This window comes from Bacillus sp. 1780r2a1 (assembly GCA_024134725.1).
Lineage (GTDB): Bacteria > Bacillota > Bacilli > Bacillales > Bacillaceae_H > Priestia > Priestia aryabhattai_A.
Genome location: CP099863.1, coordinates 2,986,395 through 3,003,761, shown reverse-complemented (window position 1 = coordinate 3,003,761; position 17,367 = coordinate 2,986,395). Strand labels below are relative to the sequence as shown.

General features: G+C 32.4%; 17 protein-coding genes and 2 pseudogenes. 13 read left to right on the top strand and 6 right to left on the bottom strand.

Annotated features, from left to right (window positions below; all coding sequences use genetic code 11):
* From NIZ91_15095 to NIZ91_15085, 3 genes and pseudogenes are all read left to right on the top strand, one after another.
* Positions 1-1,230: a phosphopentomutase gene (locus tag NIZ91_15095; protein ID USY54066.1), complete on the top strand. Its 1,230-nt coding sequence runs from the start codon at positions 1-3 to the stop codon at positions 1,228-1,230.
* A gap of 790 nt (positions 1,231-2,020) precedes the next feature.
* On the top strand, positions 2,021-2,290 hold the full coding sequence (locus NIZ91_15090; protein USY57185.1) for a cytoplasmic protein: 270 nt from the start codon (positions 2,021-2,023) through the stop codon (positions 2,288-2,290).
* Positions 2,291-2,594: 304 nt separating this feature from the next.
* Positions 2,595-2,735: pseudogene (locus NIZ91_15085) on the top strand (CPCC family cysteine-rich protein).
* A 549-nt stretch (positions 2,736-3,284) separates the two neighbouring features.
* On the opposite strand, the gene NIZ91_15080 reads toward NIZ91_15085, so the two are convergent.
* On the bottom strand, positions 3,285-3,878 hold the full coding sequence (locus NIZ91_15080) for a TetR/AcrR family transcriptional regulator (GenBank protein ID USY54065.1): 594 nt from the start codon (positions 3,876-3,878) through the stop codon (positions 3,285-3,287).
* Positions 3,879-3,987: 109 nt separating this feature from the next.
* On the opposite strand from NIZ91_15080, the gene NIZ91_15075 reads away from it, so the two are divergent.
* The 3 genes from NIZ91_15075 to NIZ91_15065 all read left to right on the top strand — a co-directional run bounded on the left by NIZ91_15075 (position 3,988) and on the right by NIZ91_15065 (position 6,935).
* Positions 3,988-4,455 (top strand): tryptophan-rich sensory protein, encoded by a 468-nt coding sequence (locus NIZ91_15075; GenBank protein ID USY54064.1) that lies wholly within the window; start codon positions 3,988-3,990, stop codon positions 4,453-4,455.
* Between the two features lie 243 nt (positions 4,456-4,698).
* Positions 4,699-6,324, top strand: a complete 1,626-nt coding sequence (locus NIZ91_15070; GenBank protein ID USY54063.1) for an FAD-dependent monooxygenase — start codon at positions 4,699-4,701, stop codon at positions 6,322-6,324.
* A 2-nt stretch (positions 6,325-6,326) separates the two neighbouring features.
* Positions 6,327-6,935 (top strand): TetR/AcrR family transcriptional regulator, encoded by a 609-nt coding sequence (locus NIZ91_15065; GenBank protein ID USY54062.1) that lies wholly within the window; start codon positions 6,327-6,329, stop codon positions 6,933-6,935.
* Between the two features lie 330 nt (positions 6,936-7,265).
* Here the strand turns inward: NIZ91_15065 and NIZ91_15060 are convergent, their stop codons facing one another.
* Entirely contained in the window at positions 7,266-7,859 is a 594-nt protein-coding gene (locus NIZ91_15060) for a TetR/AcrR family transcriptional regulator (GenBank protein USY54061.1), read from the bottom strand.
* 166 nt (positions 7,860-8,025) lie between these two features.
* On the opposite strand from NIZ91_15060, the gene NIZ91_15055 reads away from it, so the two are divergent.
* The 4 genes from NIZ91_15055 to NIZ91_15040 all read left to right on the top strand — a co-directional run bounded on the left by NIZ91_15055 (position 8,026) and on the right by NIZ91_15040 (position 11,924).
* A complete protein-coding gene (locus tag NIZ91_15055; GenBank protein USY54060.1) occupies positions 8,026-9,021 on the top strand; it encodes an acryloyl-CoA reductase in 996 nt (331 codons plus the stop codon).
* Positions 9,022-9,398: 377 nt separating this feature from the next.
* Positions 9,399-9,743 carry a PadR family transcriptional regulator gene (locus NIZ91_15050; GenBank protein ID USY54059.1) on the top strand — a complete coding sequence of 115 codons (345 nt, stop codon included), beginning with the start codon at positions 9,399-9,401 and terminating at the stop codon, positions 9,741-9,743.
* A complete protein-coding gene (locus NIZ91_15045) occupies positions 9,734-11,002 on the top strand; it encodes an FtsW/RodA/SpoVE family cell cycle protein (protein ID USY54058.1) in 1,269 nt (422 codons plus the stop codon). The genes NIZ91_15050 and NIZ91_15045 overlap by 10 nt, the downstream gene beginning before the upstream one ends.
* Positions 11,003-11,312: 310 nt before the next feature.
* On the top strand, positions 11,313-11,924 hold the full coding sequence (locus tag NIZ91_15040) for a hypothetical protein (protein USY54057.1): 612 nt from the start codon (positions 11,313-11,315) through the stop codon (positions 11,922-11,924).
* 616 nt (positions 11,925-12,540) lie between these two features.
* On the opposite strand, the gene NIZ91_15035 is transcribed toward NIZ91_15040, so the two are convergent.
* Positions 12,541-12,849 carry a GNAT family N-acetyltransferase gene (locus NIZ91_15035; protein ID USY54056.1) on the bottom strand — a complete coding sequence of 103 codons (309 nt, stop codon included), beginning with the start codon at positions 12,847-12,849 and terminating at the stop codon, positions 12,541-12,543.
* Positions 12,850-12,876: 27 nt separating this feature from the next.
* Positions 12,877-13,086 carry a hypothetical protein gene (locus tag NIZ91_15030; protein ID USY54055.1) on the bottom strand — a complete coding sequence of 70 codons (210 nt, stop codon included), beginning with the start codon at positions 13,084-13,086 and terminating at the stop codon, positions 12,877-12,879.
* A 269-nt stretch (positions 13,087-13,355) separates the two neighbouring features.
* On the opposite strand from NIZ91_15030, the gene NIZ91_15025 reads away from it, so the two are divergent.
* The 3 genes and pseudogenes from NIZ91_15025 to NIZ91_15015 all read left to right on the top strand — a co-directional run bounded on the left by NIZ91_15025 (position 13,356) and on the right by NIZ91_15015 (position 15,252).
* Positions 13,356-13,613, top strand: coding sequence for a hypothetical protein (locus NIZ91_15025; protein USY54054.1), 258 nt, complete (start codon positions 13,356-13,358; stop codon positions 13,611-13,613).
* A gap of 215 nt (positions 13,614-13,828) precedes the next feature.
* Positions 13,829-14,200, top strand: a complete 372-nt coding sequence (locus tag NIZ91_15020; protein ID USY54053.1) for a hypothetical protein — start codon at positions 13,829-13,831, stop codon at positions 14,198-14,200.
* Between the two features lie 842 nt (positions 14,201-15,042).
* Positions 15,043-15,252: pseudogene (locus tag NIZ91_15015) on the top strand (DUF3231 family protein).
* 169 nt (positions 15,253-15,421) lie between these two features.
* On the opposite strand, the gene NIZ91_15010 reads toward NIZ91_15015, so the two are convergent.
* Both NIZ91_15010 and NIZ91_15005 read right to left on the bottom strand, forming a co-directional pair.
* Positions 15,422-16,267, bottom strand: coding sequence for an SDR family oxidoreductase (locus NIZ91_15010; GenBank protein USY54052.1), 846 nt, complete (start codon positions 16,265-16,267; stop codon positions 15,422-15,424).
* A gap of 409 nt (positions 16,268-16,676) precedes the next feature.
* Complete coding sequence (locus NIZ91_15005) at positions 16,677-17,090, bottom strand: VOC family protein (protein ID USY54051.1); 414 nt, start codon at positions 17,088-17,090, stop codon at positions 16,677-16,679.
* Positions 17,091-17,367: the final 277 nt, after the last annotated feature.

The following is a 17,367-nucleotide window of genomic DNA, read 5'->3' as shown; positions in this document are numbered from 1 at the left end:
ATGAAGAAGGTCACATTACTTGTTTTAGACGGATTCGGAATAGGAGCAATGGCTGACTGTAAAATAGTTAAGCCCGAAGATATGAAGGCAAATACGTATAAAAACATAAGAAAAAGTACGTCTTTAAAAATCCCGACTTTATATCAATTAGGTCTTGGTAAAATTGTAGATGGAAAAGGAAAGCCGAAAGCAGCATACGGTAAAAGTAATTTAGCTCATCATGGCGCAGACACTTTTATGGGACACCAAGAGTTAATGGGGAGCTTCCCTAGAATTCCTCAAAAACGTTTAATGAGAGAAATTGGACCGCAATTAAAAGCCATTCTAAAGGATAAAGGTTATAAAGTTACTCACCCTATAGAAGGAGCAACAGTTCTACTTGTAAATGGAGCTGTTGTAATTGGCGATAATTTAGAATCTCAGCTGGGTAATATTATAAATGTGATTGGAGATTTAAATCAATTGTCTTTTGAAGATCTAGCTTCAATTGGTAAAGTTGTAAGAGCTTATGTAGATACAAGCAGGGTAATTATATTTGGTAATCGGAAGACAAACATAGAAACGATTTTGTCAGTTGTGAGAGAAAATCATCCCGGTCAGTGGGGAGTAGACTCCCCAAGGGCAAATTTATATGGAGAAGGATATAAGGTCTTGCATCTAGGACACGGTGTCGACTTTGAAAAGCAATTTGCCTATATGGCAGAAAAAAACGGATATCCTGTTTATCGTATTGGAAAAACAGCAGATGTCATTCAAGCAAATGGATATGCAAATCCTGTGGTTGCCACAAAAGATGTACTAGAAACATTTCATCGAGTTTATAATGAAACTAAAGAGGAAGCAGTATTTTTAGTGAATGTACAGGAGACTGATTTAGCAGGCCATAAAGAAGATGAGAATTGGTATAAGACTGTTTTAGAGTGCTCAGATCAATTTCTTACTAAATTTATTCCTGAATTAAGGTCTGATGAATTGTTAATTATTACAGCTGATCACGGGAATGACCCTACAATTGGCCATTCTAATCATACTCGTGAGCAAACCCCAATCATAGTAGTTGGACCAGCTATCAAAGCAGCATCTATTGGAACTAGAAATACAATGGCAGACATTGCGGCAACGATGGCGGACTATTTAGGAATTGAAAAGCCTGAATATGGGGAAAGCTTTCTTAACATTATCCAGGGTATTCCGATGGATAAAAAAGGAGAAGAGATTGCGTCGAAGTGATGAAAAGTGATTATTCTTTGTTATTACTAGTAAATATAATGTGTCTTTCCCAAACTAAAAAGCAAAAGAATCCTTGGAGCGGTAAGCCTTCAACAAGGGTTCTTTTTACGTATTATGCAGCTTTTGAAGACTATATTAATTATTTAGATAAGTAAAAGACACTGGAATAAGTATTTGCGTTTCTACACTAAAATTTTAAGTTCGTAGAACAACGAGGTACTCATTAATATAGAAGTAAGCTACAAATAAGATTACCGTATTAATAGAACCTTCTATAAATATAGGATGCTCTATTCCAACCTATTCATGATCTGGATAATCTTCAATTATAGTTCTGTCTCTGTCAAAGAATGCTACCTTCAATAATCACACCTCTTATTATTTATCCTTATAAAAAAATACATTTATATTTTATAATTTTACTTTTGAAGGGTTGGTATGTGGAGGCCGAATATAATAATTTTTAGTTATATAAGTAATTCTAAAAAGATTAATGAAGGATGTATGGAATACATTTTTTTAAATCATTCGTGATAGTATGTAAATACAAGGTTAATAGGAGCTGATTCGGTGATTGAAACGAAACGTTGTTGGCTTAATCATATCCAAAAATCTGATTGCAAAATTATAAAGAAGTTATATACAGATATGAGTGTAAGACAATACCTAGAAGGGCCTCGTAATGTCTAGCTACGTTTATGTTTCGATTTTATTACTTATATGTATAGTGGGGATTGGCTTTTATATAAGAGATAATAATACAAAGACGAAAAAAGATTTTAAAAGTCACATTGATAATAAACAAACAGAAAGTAACAAGCTAAATGAAGCTCATTCTTATTCTAGTTTTAATCGAAAAAGTTTAGAGAGAGATTATATATGCGGCTGCTTTTATTGCTTGAAAATTTTTAATCCCAAAGAAATTGAAGAATGGGAAGGTAAAAGAGAAGACACTGCACTTTGTCCTTATTGTGGTATTGATTCTATAATAGGTCAAAGTTCTAAATTCCCTATAACAAAAGCTTTTTTAGAGAAAATGAATCAAAAGTGGTTTAGTTGAAGTTCAAAAAGCTAAAAGACATGCGCTGTATAGCATGTCTTTCTTATATTCATAGGTGGTGCTTATAATAACTAACTTTGTATAACGTATACAGCTTAAAAATAGCAAATATTCCTTATAATTCCTATCGCATCAAGTGAATAATTTTTCATTGGAGCTACCGAATCATACTTAGGCAACTATTTGAGAAGCCCACGCAAAAATAAATAAGATAAAATCTTTTTATTTGAAAAGATTTTACTATCGATAACGCACATTATGATAACTTACGTATATAGAATTATGAAATGAAGTTAGTTAGTTTATGAATGGTAATTATACGTGCCCTTGCTGCGGATATAAAACACTAGATGAAGAACCACCAGATACCTTTGATATTTGTAGAATATGCTTTTGGGAAGATGATGGCGTTCAATTTCAAGATCCTGACTTTGAGGGTGGAGCTGAATGACAGACTCCCTGTAAAAGATGAACATTTTAAGTTGATATTAAACTATAAAGTGAAAATCATTTTATACATTGCTTTAAGAAGGCTAATCTTATAGTACGCTACTGACTAGAAAAGATGCATAATAAAAAAGAAATTAGAAAGCGGCTTTTTATTTTTGTTGAAAAAAGAATGTTTGTTGCTTTTTCTTGACTTGGGAAAGAACTACTCAATTTAGCAGTAGGGTTCTGATATTTATGCTTTAATTCCTATAATTTCGTTAACGATTTTTTAGTAACAGGATGTTTAACTTTTTGTAAATCCTCACATAGCCAATTTAATCGTGATTGATAAAGAGTGATAAGAGTTTTAATATCTGTTCATAGCTCATTTTCTACCCCTTTTAACATTCACTTTAATAGGGTATGTTGTATTACTAAGAGAAATTTTAATTGATAAATATAATAATTAATAGAACGAAATACTAAGAATTCAAAGGTGAAGTTTAATTTTTACAAACTTATTTTAAATCCCCCAACCTTTCAAGAAGGGGGATTTTTGTCATTTTCAAAAGAAAGTTCTATAAGTTCGAGATCTAAACCCTTCGTCAATGATATTAGGAATTATTGACTCCAAAATATTTAATCCTGTTTCTAAACTTAACAGTGAAACAACTATTTCATCAATTTTTTCATGTGATATATTTTTACCCATGAAGTGAGAACTAATGTCTTCCTTCATAGAACTTAAAATTAAGTTGTAGCGCGAAGCTAATTTTTGTTTAATATCTTCATTACGCAATGCATACAAGGTAAACTCTAACATTAATAAAGTCCACTTACTATCATGGTTACTTTTTGAGTGGGAGATAAGTAAACTTTCTATCTTATCAAACCTACTTCCATTTTCTAACTGACTTTTAAATAGTTGCTCCCACTCTTCTAGTTGGTGTTTGAACCTTCTATCATATAAGGCTAAGAATAGATCTTCTTTATTAGAGAAGTTAGAATATACTGCTCCCTTTGAATAACCCGCTTCTTCTGCTATTTCATCAACTGAAGCCCCATTAAATCCTTTTTTTGAGAAAATCACTTCTGCTGAGTTAAGAAGCATTTCTTTTGTCTGTTGTTTTTTTTCTTCCATAGTTAATCGTTTTGGCATTTTATTTACTCCTCAAATTCATTTGACATACTATATAGTATCAGTATACCATACAATTATATATACTTATAAGTATTTAAATTCTATATGGTATTTGGAGGTCTTAGGAATGAAAAAACAGCTAACGGTTAAAGAGAAATGGATGGGAATATGGTTTTCTTTAGGCACATTGGTTTTAGTGATGCTTGCTGCGGGTCTAGGTTTCTATTCCGCACCCCCTAACGAAAATTTGCAAACAGCTCCAAGTGATTCTTTTTTTTGGATGGCATGGTTAATTGTTTTGCCAACGTGGGGTATTGCAACTTGGCTTGTTTGGCTTAAAAGAAATGAAGCTGATATTCGTGGGGCAATGGTTTTATATGTATGGTTTTTACTAGGGATTATTTCTTTCTTCCCTTTAACAGCAGTAACAAATCAAAGTGTAGTAGGTATATTTATAAGTGACATAATCGGCATTGTTCAGAGTCTATTTATCTTGTGGCTGTATTCTCGTTATTCGAAGCCAGCGATATATTGGCTGATTCCTCTAGTTGTCTGGTTTCCAATTACAACATATATTAAGTTTATAAATTTGTAGAACATAGTAATTATTACACTGAACATAATTTGTAAAGTCACATTATGAATACACAAAGGAGCTAGACATGTATAAATAGAATACTTAGAGTGAATTTATTACGGCAAATAGAAAAGATTATTTGTAGTTGATAAATTAGAGAAAGGTGAGTCATAATAATACTTATAGTACTATTTTTGTTATTTTCGGTACTCTTTTTCTTATTAACGTTATTTATTCATAAAAAGTGGGAGGTGCTTGAGAATGGAAAGGCAAAATACAGATGTCTTAATTGTTGGAGCTGGACCGACTGGTCTACTTGCCGCACTAGAGCTCATGAAAAGAGGTATATCTTGCATAATAATTGAAAAAAAAGAACAACGCTCTCAGTTTTCTAAAGCGCTGGGCTTACATGCGCGTACTTTAGAAACTTTAGAGCTAATGGGAATAGCACACCATTTTTTAGAAAAGGGTTATCCTGTCACAGGATCTCGGTTACATTTTGGAATTGGAAAGCCAAATCAGGTTGATTTTAGTCAATTAGATACTCTTTTTCCCTATGTTTTAGTTTTACCGCAATATGAGACAGAAGAGATTCTAGAGAGTTGTGTAGAGGAACTAGGAGGGAAAGTTGAGAGGGGAAGTGAACTAATTGATTTAACCATTCATTCTAATGAAACACGGGCTATTATTAACCAACATGGACAAGAAAAACAAATAAATGCAAAATATGTATTTGCTTGTGACGGTGCTCATAGTAAAGTGCGTGAAACACTGGCTATACCTTTTATAGGAAATAAAGAAAATATGGTTTTTTTCTTAGCTGATGTGAAGATAAAGAACTTTAATAGTCAAGGATATATGAATGTAATGATGAGTAATCGTGGAATGTTATTTCTCTTACCTTTTAAAAATGAATATACCCGAGTCATTGCCATAGACTTTGAAAAACAAAAACGAGAACACGTTAGTGAATTACCCTTACATGAGATTCAAGATAGTGTAAATCATATTGCTCCAGGCATAACACTAGAGGAACCAATTTGGCTTTCACAATTTGGTACTTCACATCGATTAGTTCCTAATTATCGACATAAGAATGTTTTCTTTATTGGTGACTCAGCTCATATTCATAATCCTGCCGGTGGACAAGGAATGAATTTAGGTTTACAAGACGTAATGAATTTAACATGGAAGTTAGAGCTTGTTGTCAAAGGGTATTCAAAGGACAGCATACTTGATACGTATCATGAAGAGCGTCACTTTATTGCTTCTCAAGTCATTTCAGCTACGAGTAAGATGATGAATTTAGTCACTAAACGTGGATTTGTGATAAAGAGAGCTCGAAGATTATTGGGGAAATCAGCCACATCTGTAGAGAGTGTGAAGAAATTTGCTGCTACTAGGTTAACAGGACTAAAATTTAATTACCGACATTCCAAGCAGGCTATAAACCATTATGAGAAAGCTTTACAGAAACAAGCTTTGCAAGCAGGAGATCGAGTCCCAAATGTTTATTTATTTACTGGCCAAGAGTCTCAAGTAAGCTTATATTCAATTGTAAGTAAATGCTCATTTACGTGTTTTATTTATGCTACGCATAGTGAAGATGAGAAAGTTGTTCAAGCTAAGAAATTATCTAACTATATAAAAAAACATTTTTATAAGCAAGTTCAAACTTATTTTGTACTAAAAAATGGTGCTCCAGCTGTTGAAGAGACTTTGTCAGTACTTATCGATGTGAGAAATGAATTACAAAGAAAGTGTGGTCTTATGGAAGACAGCATCATTGTATTGCGTCAAGATGGTGTTGTAGCATTTCATCAAGTGAATACGGATTTAGAGCAATTTGTTGAAAAGTTAAAATTTTGGATACATCCAGGGAGTTAGTAATGACTAGTAAAGATCAAAAGCAAAGAGAGAAAATACTCAAAGGTACACAAGAATTAATTATGTCTCAAGGGTTTACGAACACATCAACACATCAATTAGTAAAGCATATACGTATAAGTAAAACAACGCTATATAAGCACTTTTCTACAAAAGAAGAATTAATAAAAGAAGCAATTTTATCTATATTAAACGAAATAGAAAACGAACTGAATGCAATAATAAAAAAAGAGAATGTTCTACTGCTTGATAAAATCCAACAGTTTATGTATGTTGTTGTTGGCCATGTAAAAGACTTGAGAATAGATGTCATAAATGATATAAAACAAAATGCTCCAGAGATTTACTTGGCTGTAATTGAACGTCAATCTCAAATTATAGATCATTATGCTTTAATTTTGTTTAATGAAGCAGTGGCCCAAGGAATTTTCCGAAGGGATTTAGACCAACGAGTCGTAATTGATGTTATTATTAATTCGGCTAAACATCTAGCTTCTCCAAGTTACTTGCAACATTCTCCACATACGTTTGAAAGTATATTTCAACAAATCTTCAAGTTAGTTATTGAAGGAAACCTTTCATCGTTTCAAAGAGAAAAACTTATAAAGTAAATGAAGTTTTTAGGATATACATTTTAAATTATGTTAAACATATTTAAGTTAAGAATGCGACCAAAATACAGATCAACATCGTACCAAAAAATTAATAAAGATGTATGATAAAGAATAATAAGCAGTGTTAATTCATAATTACAACAAGTTGGTAGTATAAGGTTTATAGAACATAAATAAAAACAGACGTATGCTACGTTCTTGTTCCGCACACAAGTTCCACTATGAGAACGCAATCAATACATGAGTCAATATTAATGAAGAAAATCCCTTGACACTACTGGTGCCACGGGATTTTTTAATTTTTGTTGAAGTGAATTATTTTAGTACTTAAGCTTTAGCATTTAAAATTTGAAGAATAGAATGATAGCACATGTCTTTATAATAGGTGTGTAAATGATTATCATCTCTCATTAACCATTGAATTAAACTGCCATCAATAATACAGCGAATACTGATAGAAGATTGCTCAATGTCATCTACTTTAAATACTTTCTCATCAATTCCTTGTTTAATAATACTTCTAGATATGGACCAGCAATTTTCGTAAAATGTTTGGTTTATCGCTTTGTACTGTTCATTATTTGGAACTTGTGCTAGAAAGTCTAAATATATACGATAGAATGTTTTATTTTCTTCAGGGCTTGTAAACACTTGATTAATATAAGCTTCTAACTTTTCCAAGGCCGTTTCTTTTTTATTCACAGAATTTGTTTCTTTTTCAAAGATTCGTGTTGTCACCCATTCAAATAAATGAGCGAATACATCAGCTTTATTTTTGAAGTAATAGTTAGAAACGCCTTTACTAACACCCGCATAATCTGCAATGTCTTGTAGAGTAACAGAGTCGTATCCTTTTTCTGCTACAACTTGAAAAGCTGCTTTTAAAATTTGGTGTCGTCGCTGTTCTGACTTTTGGGACATAAATATAAAAACCTCCATTTAATAACTTCTATTATTATACAAGATGTTACTCAATATTACTAAGTTTTATTCTGACCAGACAAAATATATTGACCGGTCAGAATAAAATGTATTATGATTTATCTATAATAACTTTAAATTAATTACTTGAGAGGAGCAATTTGTAATGCCAACAAATTTTAATGCGCTTGTCGTGAATAAACTAGAAGAAGATTTTTCAGTTAATATTGAATCACTATCATTAAACGATTTACCAGATGGTGAAGTCACCATCCGTGTTCATTACTCAAGCGTAAATTATAAAGATGGCTTAGCAAGTATCCCAAATGGAAAAATAGTTCAATCTTACCCTTTTATTCCGGGAATTGATCTTGCAGGAGTTGTAGAGGCTTCAGATGACTCACGTTATAAAAAAGGTGATAAGGTACTTGTCACAAGCTATGAATTAGGAGTCTCTCATTATGGTGGTTACAGTGAATATGCAAGAGTTCCAGGAGATTGGATTGTACCTTTGCCAGATAATTTAACATTAAAAGAAGCAATGATTTTTGGAACAGCAGGCTTTACTGCAGCTCTTTCCATTCACCAGTTAGAAAGCCAGGGATTACGACCAGAAAATGGCCCTGTTTTAGTTACAGGTGCAACGGGTGGTGTAGGCAGTATGGCTATTTCAATGCTTGCTAAAAGGAAGTATCATGTGGTAGCGAGTACAGGAAAAGAATCTGAACATAATTATTTAAAGAAATTAGGAGCAAAAGAAATTATTTCTCGAGAAGAAGTGACACCAGAAAAAATTAGACCAATGGGAAAAGAAAAATGGGCAGGTGTTGTTGATCCAGTTGGTGGAAAAACATTAGCATCAGTTTTAAGTAACACAAAATATGGTGGAGCTGTGGCAGTAAGTGGACTAACTGGAGGAGCGGAAGTGCCAACAACAGTTTTTCCATTTATTCTCAGAGGTGTTAATCTATTAGGAATTGATTCCGTATATTGTCCAAAAGGCTTACGAGAAATGTTGTGGAATCGATTAGCAACAGATTTAAAGCCAGATAATTTAAATGAAATTGAAAATGAAGTGTTACTGAAAGAACTACCTAATACATTGTCTCAAATTATAAAAGGAAAAGTAAAAGGTAGAACTGTTGTAAATATGTTAGCTTAAAGTATAGTCATATATATTAAGCTTACTGTAGTCAAAACTTTCTTGTGAACAACAATAAGGTTATATAGGTAGAAATTAAAGTTCATTGATAAATTATAACGTATTTATAAAAGTCCTCTACTTTTCAAAAATAATTGGAAAATCCCTTGACACTATTAGTGTCAAGGGATTTTTATTTTGGGCGCAAACTTAAGTATAGAAACACTCCTTATTTACTGCCATTAAGCGTTAGGTTGATAGATTTAATAGTACACTAATCAAAAGTCTGTAGATATTGAAATAGAGTATGAAAAAGTGTTGACAGCTCTTATTTTAAAATATAATATAAACATATTAAATCTATGCATAGTAAATCTATGTATAAAAGGTGGGTTTTCATGAAAATTAATAAAGAGCTGCTTAAAGGGAGTACCTCTACTCTTATTTTAAGCTTACTTGACTCTAAACCAATGTATGGGTACGAAATTATTAAAGTATTAGATTTGAATTCAGACGGTATTTTTAGTTTCAAAGAAGGTACAATATATCCCATTCTGCACAATCTAGAAAACAAAGGTTTCATTGTGTCTTATTGGGGAGAAGGAAATGGAAACAGAAAAAGAAAATACTACAAAATTAATGATAGTGGTAAAGAGTTTGTTAAAGAAAAAAAGAAAGAATGGTCAGTTTTTAAATCTGCAGTTGACCGAGTCGTAGATGGGGAGAAAATTGTATGGGATTAGAAAAAAAGTTTGATATGTATATCAAAGACTTATGTAAAAAGGTTAAAAATAAAGACGTTCATGATAGCATCAAATTAGAAATAAGCGACCATCTTCATACTCTTAAAGAAGAAGCAATGCTTGCAGGGCTATCTGAAGAAGAAGCGATTGATAGAGCGTTGGCTTATATGGGGGATGTAGAAGTATTAGGAAAGCAACTTAATGAGATACATAAAGCCCAGATAGATTTCAAAACAGCTATTCCAGTGATAGCCGTTTCTTTTTTTGGGTTATTGGTTATGTATTATCTACAATTCCATTCTGTTTTTACTAAGGTTCAAGGTGTAGAAATATTTAATAAAAGTCTTGTTTTTTACTTGTTGGGTACAGTGTTCATGCTAAGTTTATTTACCTTAAATTATCGAAAGTTGATAAAGTATTCACCACATCTATATATAGGAACCGTTATTATTCTTGCTCTAACTGTTTTATTCGGTGTTAGAGTCGATGGTGTACCGTTTTTAACTCTTGGTTTTATAAACATTAATTTTACAGAGATCACTCCGTTTCTTCTAGTTATTTCTTTTTCAGGAATCTTTAAAGCCTGGAATTGGAGAAATTCTCAAAAATTTTGGCTTGGAATAAGCATCATTTTATTACCTATTGTTTTATTATTAACTACCGGAGCTTTATCGACAATTATCATAAGCATTATTATCTGTGTAGCGATCATGCATGCGTCAAAAGCAAGCCTTAAGCAAGTTATAGGATTTGCAATAGTAGCTTCGATATGGCCTTGCTTACAGCTGTTATTGCATTCTCACAACTACACCCTAGTAAATCCTTTTGTAACTAAACAACTATATGCTGCAGGCTTTATGGGAAGTGGCCTCGGGTTAAATCAAGAGTTAATTTCTGAAGTTCATACAGATTTTATTTTCGCTTACATTATATATTCGTTTGGCTGGTTTGCTGCAATTGTTGTTTGCGCACTGGTTGGGTTTTTTATTGCTAGAATAATAAGTACAGCAAAAAAAATGAACTCTTCTTATGAAAAAATATTGTTCACTGGATTAGCGGCAACCTTTACAACTCAATTTATTTTGAGTGTCTTGACAAACCTAGGCTTATCTCCTTTACCAGGTGTGGCGCTACCATTTATAAGCTTTGGGGGTTCACATATAATTTTAGAGATGATTGCAGTAGGTTTAATTTTAAGTATATGTAGAAGACGCCAATTAGACCATAATCTCCATCTAGATACGGAAATAAATCCCTAAATTTCACAGGCGTTAATATACAGTTTAGAAGGATAAAGTTTATGAAACTAAGAATACTTAATTTTTTTCCAATATTAGTTGCCTTTCCAGCGGTCTTTATTGGTGTAATAGCTATGTATTTCAATGAAGTTCCCATGTTCATTTGGATTCAAAATGTTGTCTTCTTTACAATAGCAGGAAGTATTTCATGCTTCCTAATTACCTATAAGCGTAATATAAGGCTTTCAAAATCTACATCCTTTATAGTAATAATATCAATCTTATTATTGCTATTAACTTTTATTAGTAGGGATATAGGTGGTGTGCATAGATGGGTAGCCATTGGGGGCTTACAAATCAATGTTTCCATGGTAGTGTTGCCAGCGCTTTTACTAATGATATGGAAATTAAGTTTAAAATCACTAAAGCTCTCAGTTGCTGTAGTTTTAAGTGTCTCAATAATTCTTTTTTTCAGCCTGACGCATCTCAACTCACAAGCTTTGGTCTTCCAGCTATCGTGTTGTTAATTAATAGAGGTGTGAGAAAATCCGTCAGCTTATTGCTTATAGTAATCCTCTTTGGATTAATTACGACATCTTGGATATTTTTAGATAACCTTTCTTCAATAGCATACGTGGAAGAGATAGTAGGCTTAGTCGCTCAAATGGGAATAATATGGTATATCTCTGGTATACTTGCGCTTATTTTATTACCTATCCCTTTTGTGTTATTTCCACCTAAGCACTTTGTATTACCATCCATATGTATTGGTATGTATTTTACACTTCTATTAATCTCTACACTTTTCGGGAGTTTCCCAGTTCCTTTAATGGGTTACGGAGCTTCCCCAATCTTAGGATTTTTGATAGCAATCACTTGGTATGGAAGAACAAAATTTAGTTCTTTAGTGAAGGGTGAGAGTATTGACAAAGAACCTTTATAAGTGGATTTGACCTATATTTTAAATCCTTTTTCTAACAATATTAATTTATTGAAAGCCTGAATGACTTCATTTACAGTCACTCAGGCTTTTTTAATACGACCGTATTTATTTACATCTTAAAAGTAAACGTCGTTATTCATTTGGAAAGCCATGTTGCTTTCTGTGTAGCTTACGTAAATTTCTTTCAATGGTGTCTTTCACAACTCGAGGATGTAATTCACATGTAAATGGGAGAGGAGATCCTTACAAATCTTTAATACCTGTAAATCCATTACTCTATTAATATAAATAATAGCTAGGTTCGTTTTGACTTGTTTTCTATATAATTTTGTATCTATTATTAATTCGGGAGTTGAAATAACTCTTCAAATGATATTGGTGTTTGTAGTAAGGGTTTTTGTAAAACCTAAAGACGATTTTTTAATAAATTGCTCACTTAATGATTTAACCCTATGAAAAGATGCTGAATAAATAGTTGACGTTATATCATTAAGATAAAGAATGGACCTATTTGATAGTGAAGACAATATATATCACCTGTAAATCGGTTTTTTATTTTGGATATATTGTTAATGTCTCAAGAAACAAACCTCTATTTATTCCGCTAGAGACTCCGTTACTTGAACACTTTATACCAGTATAAAGTTGTTTCAATATTAGGGTTGTATGACTGCTTTAGTGTGTCAACTCCGCCTAGGCTGAATCCTTGTTTTACATAAAATCTGCACGCACCAAGATTATCATCTTGTGTTTCCAAGGACATTCCTATAAGTTGCCTTTGTTTTGCCCACTCTTCTGCTTTATTTAAGAGCAACGTTCCAACTCCGCTGCCCCTATACTCTTTTTTAGTAGAAATACTTTCAATATAACAGAAGCGATTCCAATCTTTAATTATTCTAATTTGTCCTATGCAAGTATTATTCATATAAGCTAAAAATAAAGCTTTATCTTCTTAGTTTATATATTGACTCCAATCAAGTTTGTCATCTGGAAAACGTGTTTTTCTCGTTTTATTAAAAAGAACTTCTTTGTAAGACCATCTTCCTGATTGTAAGCTAGGGACAACTCTACCGTACAACTCAAAATAATCATTTGTCATATTGATATCGTCTATTAAATCATTATTTAATGAAGAAATAATAAGTTTACTTTCATTACCCACTATTACAACACTTCCTTTTATGATGTTGTGAACATATTTTGTTTTTTTATTTATTATATGATCGAGGAATAGTAAAGTCGGTTAATCCATATAAGAATGAAAATAAAATAGTATTCAATGAATCCTTAAATGTGGTGGGTCTGCTTTGACTGTTTGGAATATCCGAATATAGTATAACAGAATTAATTAAAGATAGGCTTTTAACCATCTGCTTGCGTTACGAATATATTGTTTATAAAAGTTATTATATTCTAATGGAGTGAATGGAGATGCAGAACCAGGAGAAAAATCAATTCGAGCAAGAAGAAACACAATTAGCAACAAGTTTAAAGTTATATTTATTATCCGGCATACTTGGTACTGTAGCGGATATTATAGCGACGTATGCGGCAAAGTTTGCAATTGATGAAGTAATGGAAGAGCAGGCGTTTGAACAACAAGAAAACGCTGAGCAAGAAACAAGATTAAAAGAATTAGAACGACAGGTCGAAGCTTTACAAAGAAAGCTTGAAGAATTACAGCTGTAGGAAACTAATCACTATGTAGTGATTAGTTTTTTTTATTTCAAAAAAGCGAATGCAAATGGAAAGTAGAATAAACTAAAATATGTGCTAAATGAAAAGCGTAAAAGCCAAAGAGAGCCGCATTCTAGAAGTATGAAGTATAGCATCTAGTCGGTAATTCACCGAACATGAACAGAGTACATAAAAATAACTAACTATGTAAAATGAAGAGGTGTTTTATGTATTATTATCATTATTATAACCCATGCTTTCAACAGCAAATGAATCGTCAACCACAATCCCCACCAGTTGATACTTCTATTTTTAGTCATTCTGTCAATTCCCTTCAAAAAATTGTTCTTGAATCCAGTGTTTTGCTGAAAAAATTAGCTGATCCAAAGTTTTCTCAGACCTTGATGACAGCAGCTCAGGCTGGAAATCACAAGCAGGTTGATAATTTAATTAAATCAATAGGAATAAGTACACCTATAACAACCAAGTACAATCCAGATGGGCTTTTGTTAATTATGCCTGCTCAGTCTGAGGGGAAAGAATGTTGTGCGTTAAGCATGTTTCTTAAATGGGGAGAATTCCGTGGATATAACTCTTGAAAAGCTAGTGTTTTATTATAGGTTGTTTTTTGCCTGGAAAGCCTTATAACCCATGTATCTATCTTGACATATAGCGAGCATTTATTGGACAAAGAAGCCAAATAAATGAAAGGGAATTGAAAAACAGGAGCTTAATGCAAACGCTCCTGTTTTTATTATTCTTGAATCCTGTTTATAAAATTAGTTTAATTTAAAGATGAACAGAAAGATTATAAAATAAAACGCTATATACGTTACGTATAGCATGAAAATTTTGAGGTTTAGATGTTCGCATATTTGTTTTAGTTTTAATGAGATGTTAGTTTTACTAATTAAAATTAGTGCTACTGTGCTGAAAATTAATGCTGAGGTCCATCCAACATAGTTATTAATAGTGCTGTTTTCAAAGAAATCAAGAATTCTTAACGAAATGGTTAATGCAACAAAGGTTAAGAAATTTTCATGTTTTTTATTAAGTTTTTTTGTTGTTAGTTCATAAGCATTCTCCATTGCAATTCTCTCCTTCTAGAAGTCACATCGTATTTTCTTCTTTAATACATTCTATCATAGGGTAATCAAGGGGTTATAGAAAATTTTTCTTTATTTGTGAGAAAAAACAAATCGAATTATAAATTTTTTAAAAGATATATTTTATTAGAATTTTTCAAGATGTAAACATGGTGAAATATGTATTAAGAGAGTGGTGAATGCTGGATAGGGGTGTTCTAATGGCTTTAGTATTGGCTGGACTTTTGATGTATATTTATCTCGCTTTAATGACAATTGGCTGTAGTATCCTTTATAACATAATGACAAAAAAGACGACTAGCTATGACTGGACGTTGCTTCCTCCAATACTGCTAGTTGCGGCTGCTGTTTCACGTGATATTGCAGCAGGGTTAGTGGAATGTAGTCAATTAATTGGCCAGTGCGTACGTGAGGATATCGCAGCAATGTTCAGCCAATTTCACATGGAAAAAGTAGCGCTAGGCGGTAAATTTTTAAAGCTTAGTAAAGAAAAAGGATGGTTAATTCCTCCACCTCTTCATAAGTCTAAGAACACGGATTGTTAATAACTGTTTTTTTTAGATTATTAAGACTTCAATTCTGTACGTAATCAATTATAAAAAGAGGGGATTGGATTTTTCCAACCCTCTATAAAAATTGTACGGAGTGTCATCAACTAAAAAAGAATTTTTAGTTGAACAACGTCAAATCTTTTGTGAAAGTCACTTCGTCTACCTAGAGCCATTTATCTTTATAATTTTCAATGTAAGTTGAAATAGCAGTAGGTTTTCTAGACGTAAGAATTTGAAAGTCATTCTTAATGCCTTTAGCTAGACCAAGTTTTGTCGGGATATGAATCCCAATCACTACATTAATAAATCTTTCATCTTCTCCGATTTTAAGCATGAACTCTCTAAACTCTTTTATTGAAGGATTAGCATAATGAATAGGAGTTTGAAGTACTTCACTCATTCGAGAAGCCACCTCATAAAAATCCAATGCTTCATTACCAGTAATCACATACTTTTGATAATGATGTTTCTCATCTCCTTGCAAAACATTGGAGACTACTTCCGCAATGTCTCTTGTATCTACAAAGCTAGTTTTTCCTTTTCCAGCAGGTACATAAATTCGGTGTCTAATCTTTAATTCGCTACCTAGAAAATCATTTAGATTTTGCATGAAGTACCCAGCGCGTATAAACGTGTAAGGAATGGTAAGCTTCTTGATTAATTTTTCATTTTTAAAGTGATGAATGAAAGGTAAAAACTGTACATCTTTGACAGATAAATAAATGATGTGACTCACGCCATGCTGTTTTGCATGAGTTAAAAATTCTTCAAATTCAATCTGATCTCCAGGTGGATAAATAAGAAAGATTTTACTAATATCCTTTAAGGCATGCTGAAAAGTAGTAGGATCTGAAAAGTCAAGAGAAGTAAATTCATATTGATCGCCGTATATTTGCTTTGCTTTCTCTGTGTTTCTTACTGCACACTTTATAGGTTGATGAGATGCTTTTAGTTTTCTAGCAACTTCAAACCCAACCTTTCCATTAAACCCGGTAACAAGCGTATACATACTGTCACTTCTTTTCTCTCATAGTTTTGTTGGATACTTTACTTATGTAGCGTTAAAATATGATGTTATAAGCTGATTAGAAACATTTTTAGCATTCCCTTTGTTTTTTATTCCATGTTCAAAGAAGGAACATCATATAACTCAATTTGATGAAAAAAGCTAATTCAACTACTCAAAGTAATAGAAGAAATAAGTTCTAGCCATAGTGTGTAAAGTAGGTGTAATGGTAGTAAAAATGATGAGGGTTATCGCATAAATGAGAAAAGTAAACTATGAGTGAACTGTTTCTATGCACAAATTCACTCATGAGAAGTCATTTTGTATAAGATCTAAGAAGATTTCTTAATACAGTTAGAGTAAGATTTTTTATAAAAATTATTTTGTTAGTAGCAAATCAATATAGTAAACCCTACTTGCTGTACGTATGGTTTAAATCCCATGTAACATTAAAGGGATCTTTTACTTTTGCGTAGCGGGCTCCCCAAAACGTATCTTGTAGCTCCATAATAACAGTGCCGTTTTTTGATAAACGCTGATAAACAGTATCAATCTCTTGCTTGTCTTCAAACTCTAAAACTAAAGAAATATTGCTTCCAGATGCTACAGCTTGACCAGGAAAAGAGTCAGAAACCATGAAAAATAGTTCTTCATTTTGAAACTTAGCGTGCATAATTCTATCGTGAGCTTCTGGAGGAGTTGGGAAATCTGCTTCTCCAAACGTTTGTATTTCTTGAATTTGGCCTTCAAAAACTTCCTTATAAAACTCTAAAGCTTCCATGGCATTTCCATTAAAAGATAAATAGGGTGTAATTTGTTTCTTCATTTTAAGCGCTCCTTTAAGTTGAAGTATCGGACAGTTTAATTATAGTGCTAATAATTCTTTAAGTAAAGAACGTTTGTTCGTTTTTTTAATTCGTAATGTTATTAAATTTGATGGATACTTTTTAATCGTAAAATGGAGCGTGCCAAGCGTTAATAAAAAGAAGTAAACCAAATTGCATCTTAGCAAAAGAATATGCTAAAATTTGACGAGTGTACTTGACAGAAGTACATTCTTTTTTTGTGTATAAACAGCTAGTCTTCATCATTAGAGAAAAAGG

What these genes read in the sequence shown, in the direction of transcription:
- NIZ91_15050 (USY54059.1), top strand. Translation starts at nt 9,399, where the DNA reads ATGAAAATTAATAAAGAGCTGCTTAAAGGGAGTACCTCTACTCTTATT.
- NIZ91_15055 (USY54060.1), top strand. Translation starts at nt 8,026, where the DNA reads ATGCCAACAAATTTTAATGCGCTTGTCGTGAATAAACTAGAAGAAGAT.
- NIZ91_15005 (USY54051.1), bottom strand. Translation starts at nt 17,090, where the DNA reads ATGAAGAAACAAATTACACCCTATTTATCTTTTAATGGAAATGCCATG.
- NIZ91_15075 (USY54064.1), top strand. Translation starts at nt 3,988, where the DNA reads ATGAAAAAACAGCTAACGGTTAAAGAGAAATGGATGGGAATATGGTTT.
- NIZ91_15060 (USY54061.1), bottom strand. Translation starts at nt 7,859, where the DNA reads ATGTCCCAAAAGTCAGAACAGCGACGACACCAAATTTTAAAAGCAGCT.
- NIZ91_15070 (USY54063.1), top strand. Translation starts at nt 4,699, where the DNA reads ATGGAAAGGCAAAATACAGATGTCTTAATTGTTGGAGCTGGACCGACT.
- NIZ91_15025 (USY54054.1), top strand. Translation starts at nt 13,356, where the DNA reads ATGCAGAACCAGGAGAAAAATCAATTCGAGCAAGAAGAAACACAATTA.
- NIZ91_15095 (USY54066.1), top strand. Translation starts at nt 1, where the DNA reads ATGAAGAAGGTCACATTACTTGTTTTAGACGGATTCGGAATAGGAGCA.
- NIZ91_15010 (USY54052.1), bottom strand. Translation starts at nt 16,267, where the DNA reads ATGTATACGCTTGTTACCGGGTTTAATGGAAAGGTTGGGTTTGAAGTT.
- NIZ91_15080 (USY54065.1), bottom strand. Translation starts at nt 3,878, where the DNA reads ATGCCAAAACGATTAACTATGGAAGAAAAAAAACAACAGACAAAAGAA.
- NIZ91_15045 (USY54058.1), top strand. Translation starts at nt 9,734, where the DNA reads ATGGGATTAGAAAAAAAGTTTGATATGTATATCAAAGACTTATGTAAA.
- NIZ91_15040 (USY54057.1), top strand. Translation starts at nt 11,313, where the DNA reads ATGGGTAGCCATTGGGGGCTTACAAATCAATGTTTCCATGGTAGTGTT.
- NIZ91_15020 (USY54053.1), top strand. Translation starts at nt 13,829, where the DNA reads ATGTATTATTATCATTATTATAACCCATGCTTTCAACAGCAAATGAAT.
- NIZ91_15035 (USY54056.1), bottom strand. Translation starts at nt 12,849, where the DNA reads ATGAATAATACTTGCATAGGACAAATTAGAATAATTAAAGATTGGAAT.
- NIZ91_15065 (USY54062.1), top strand. Translation starts at nt 6,327, where the DNA reads ATGACTAGTAAAGATCAAAAGCAAAGAGAGAAAATACTCAAAGGTACA.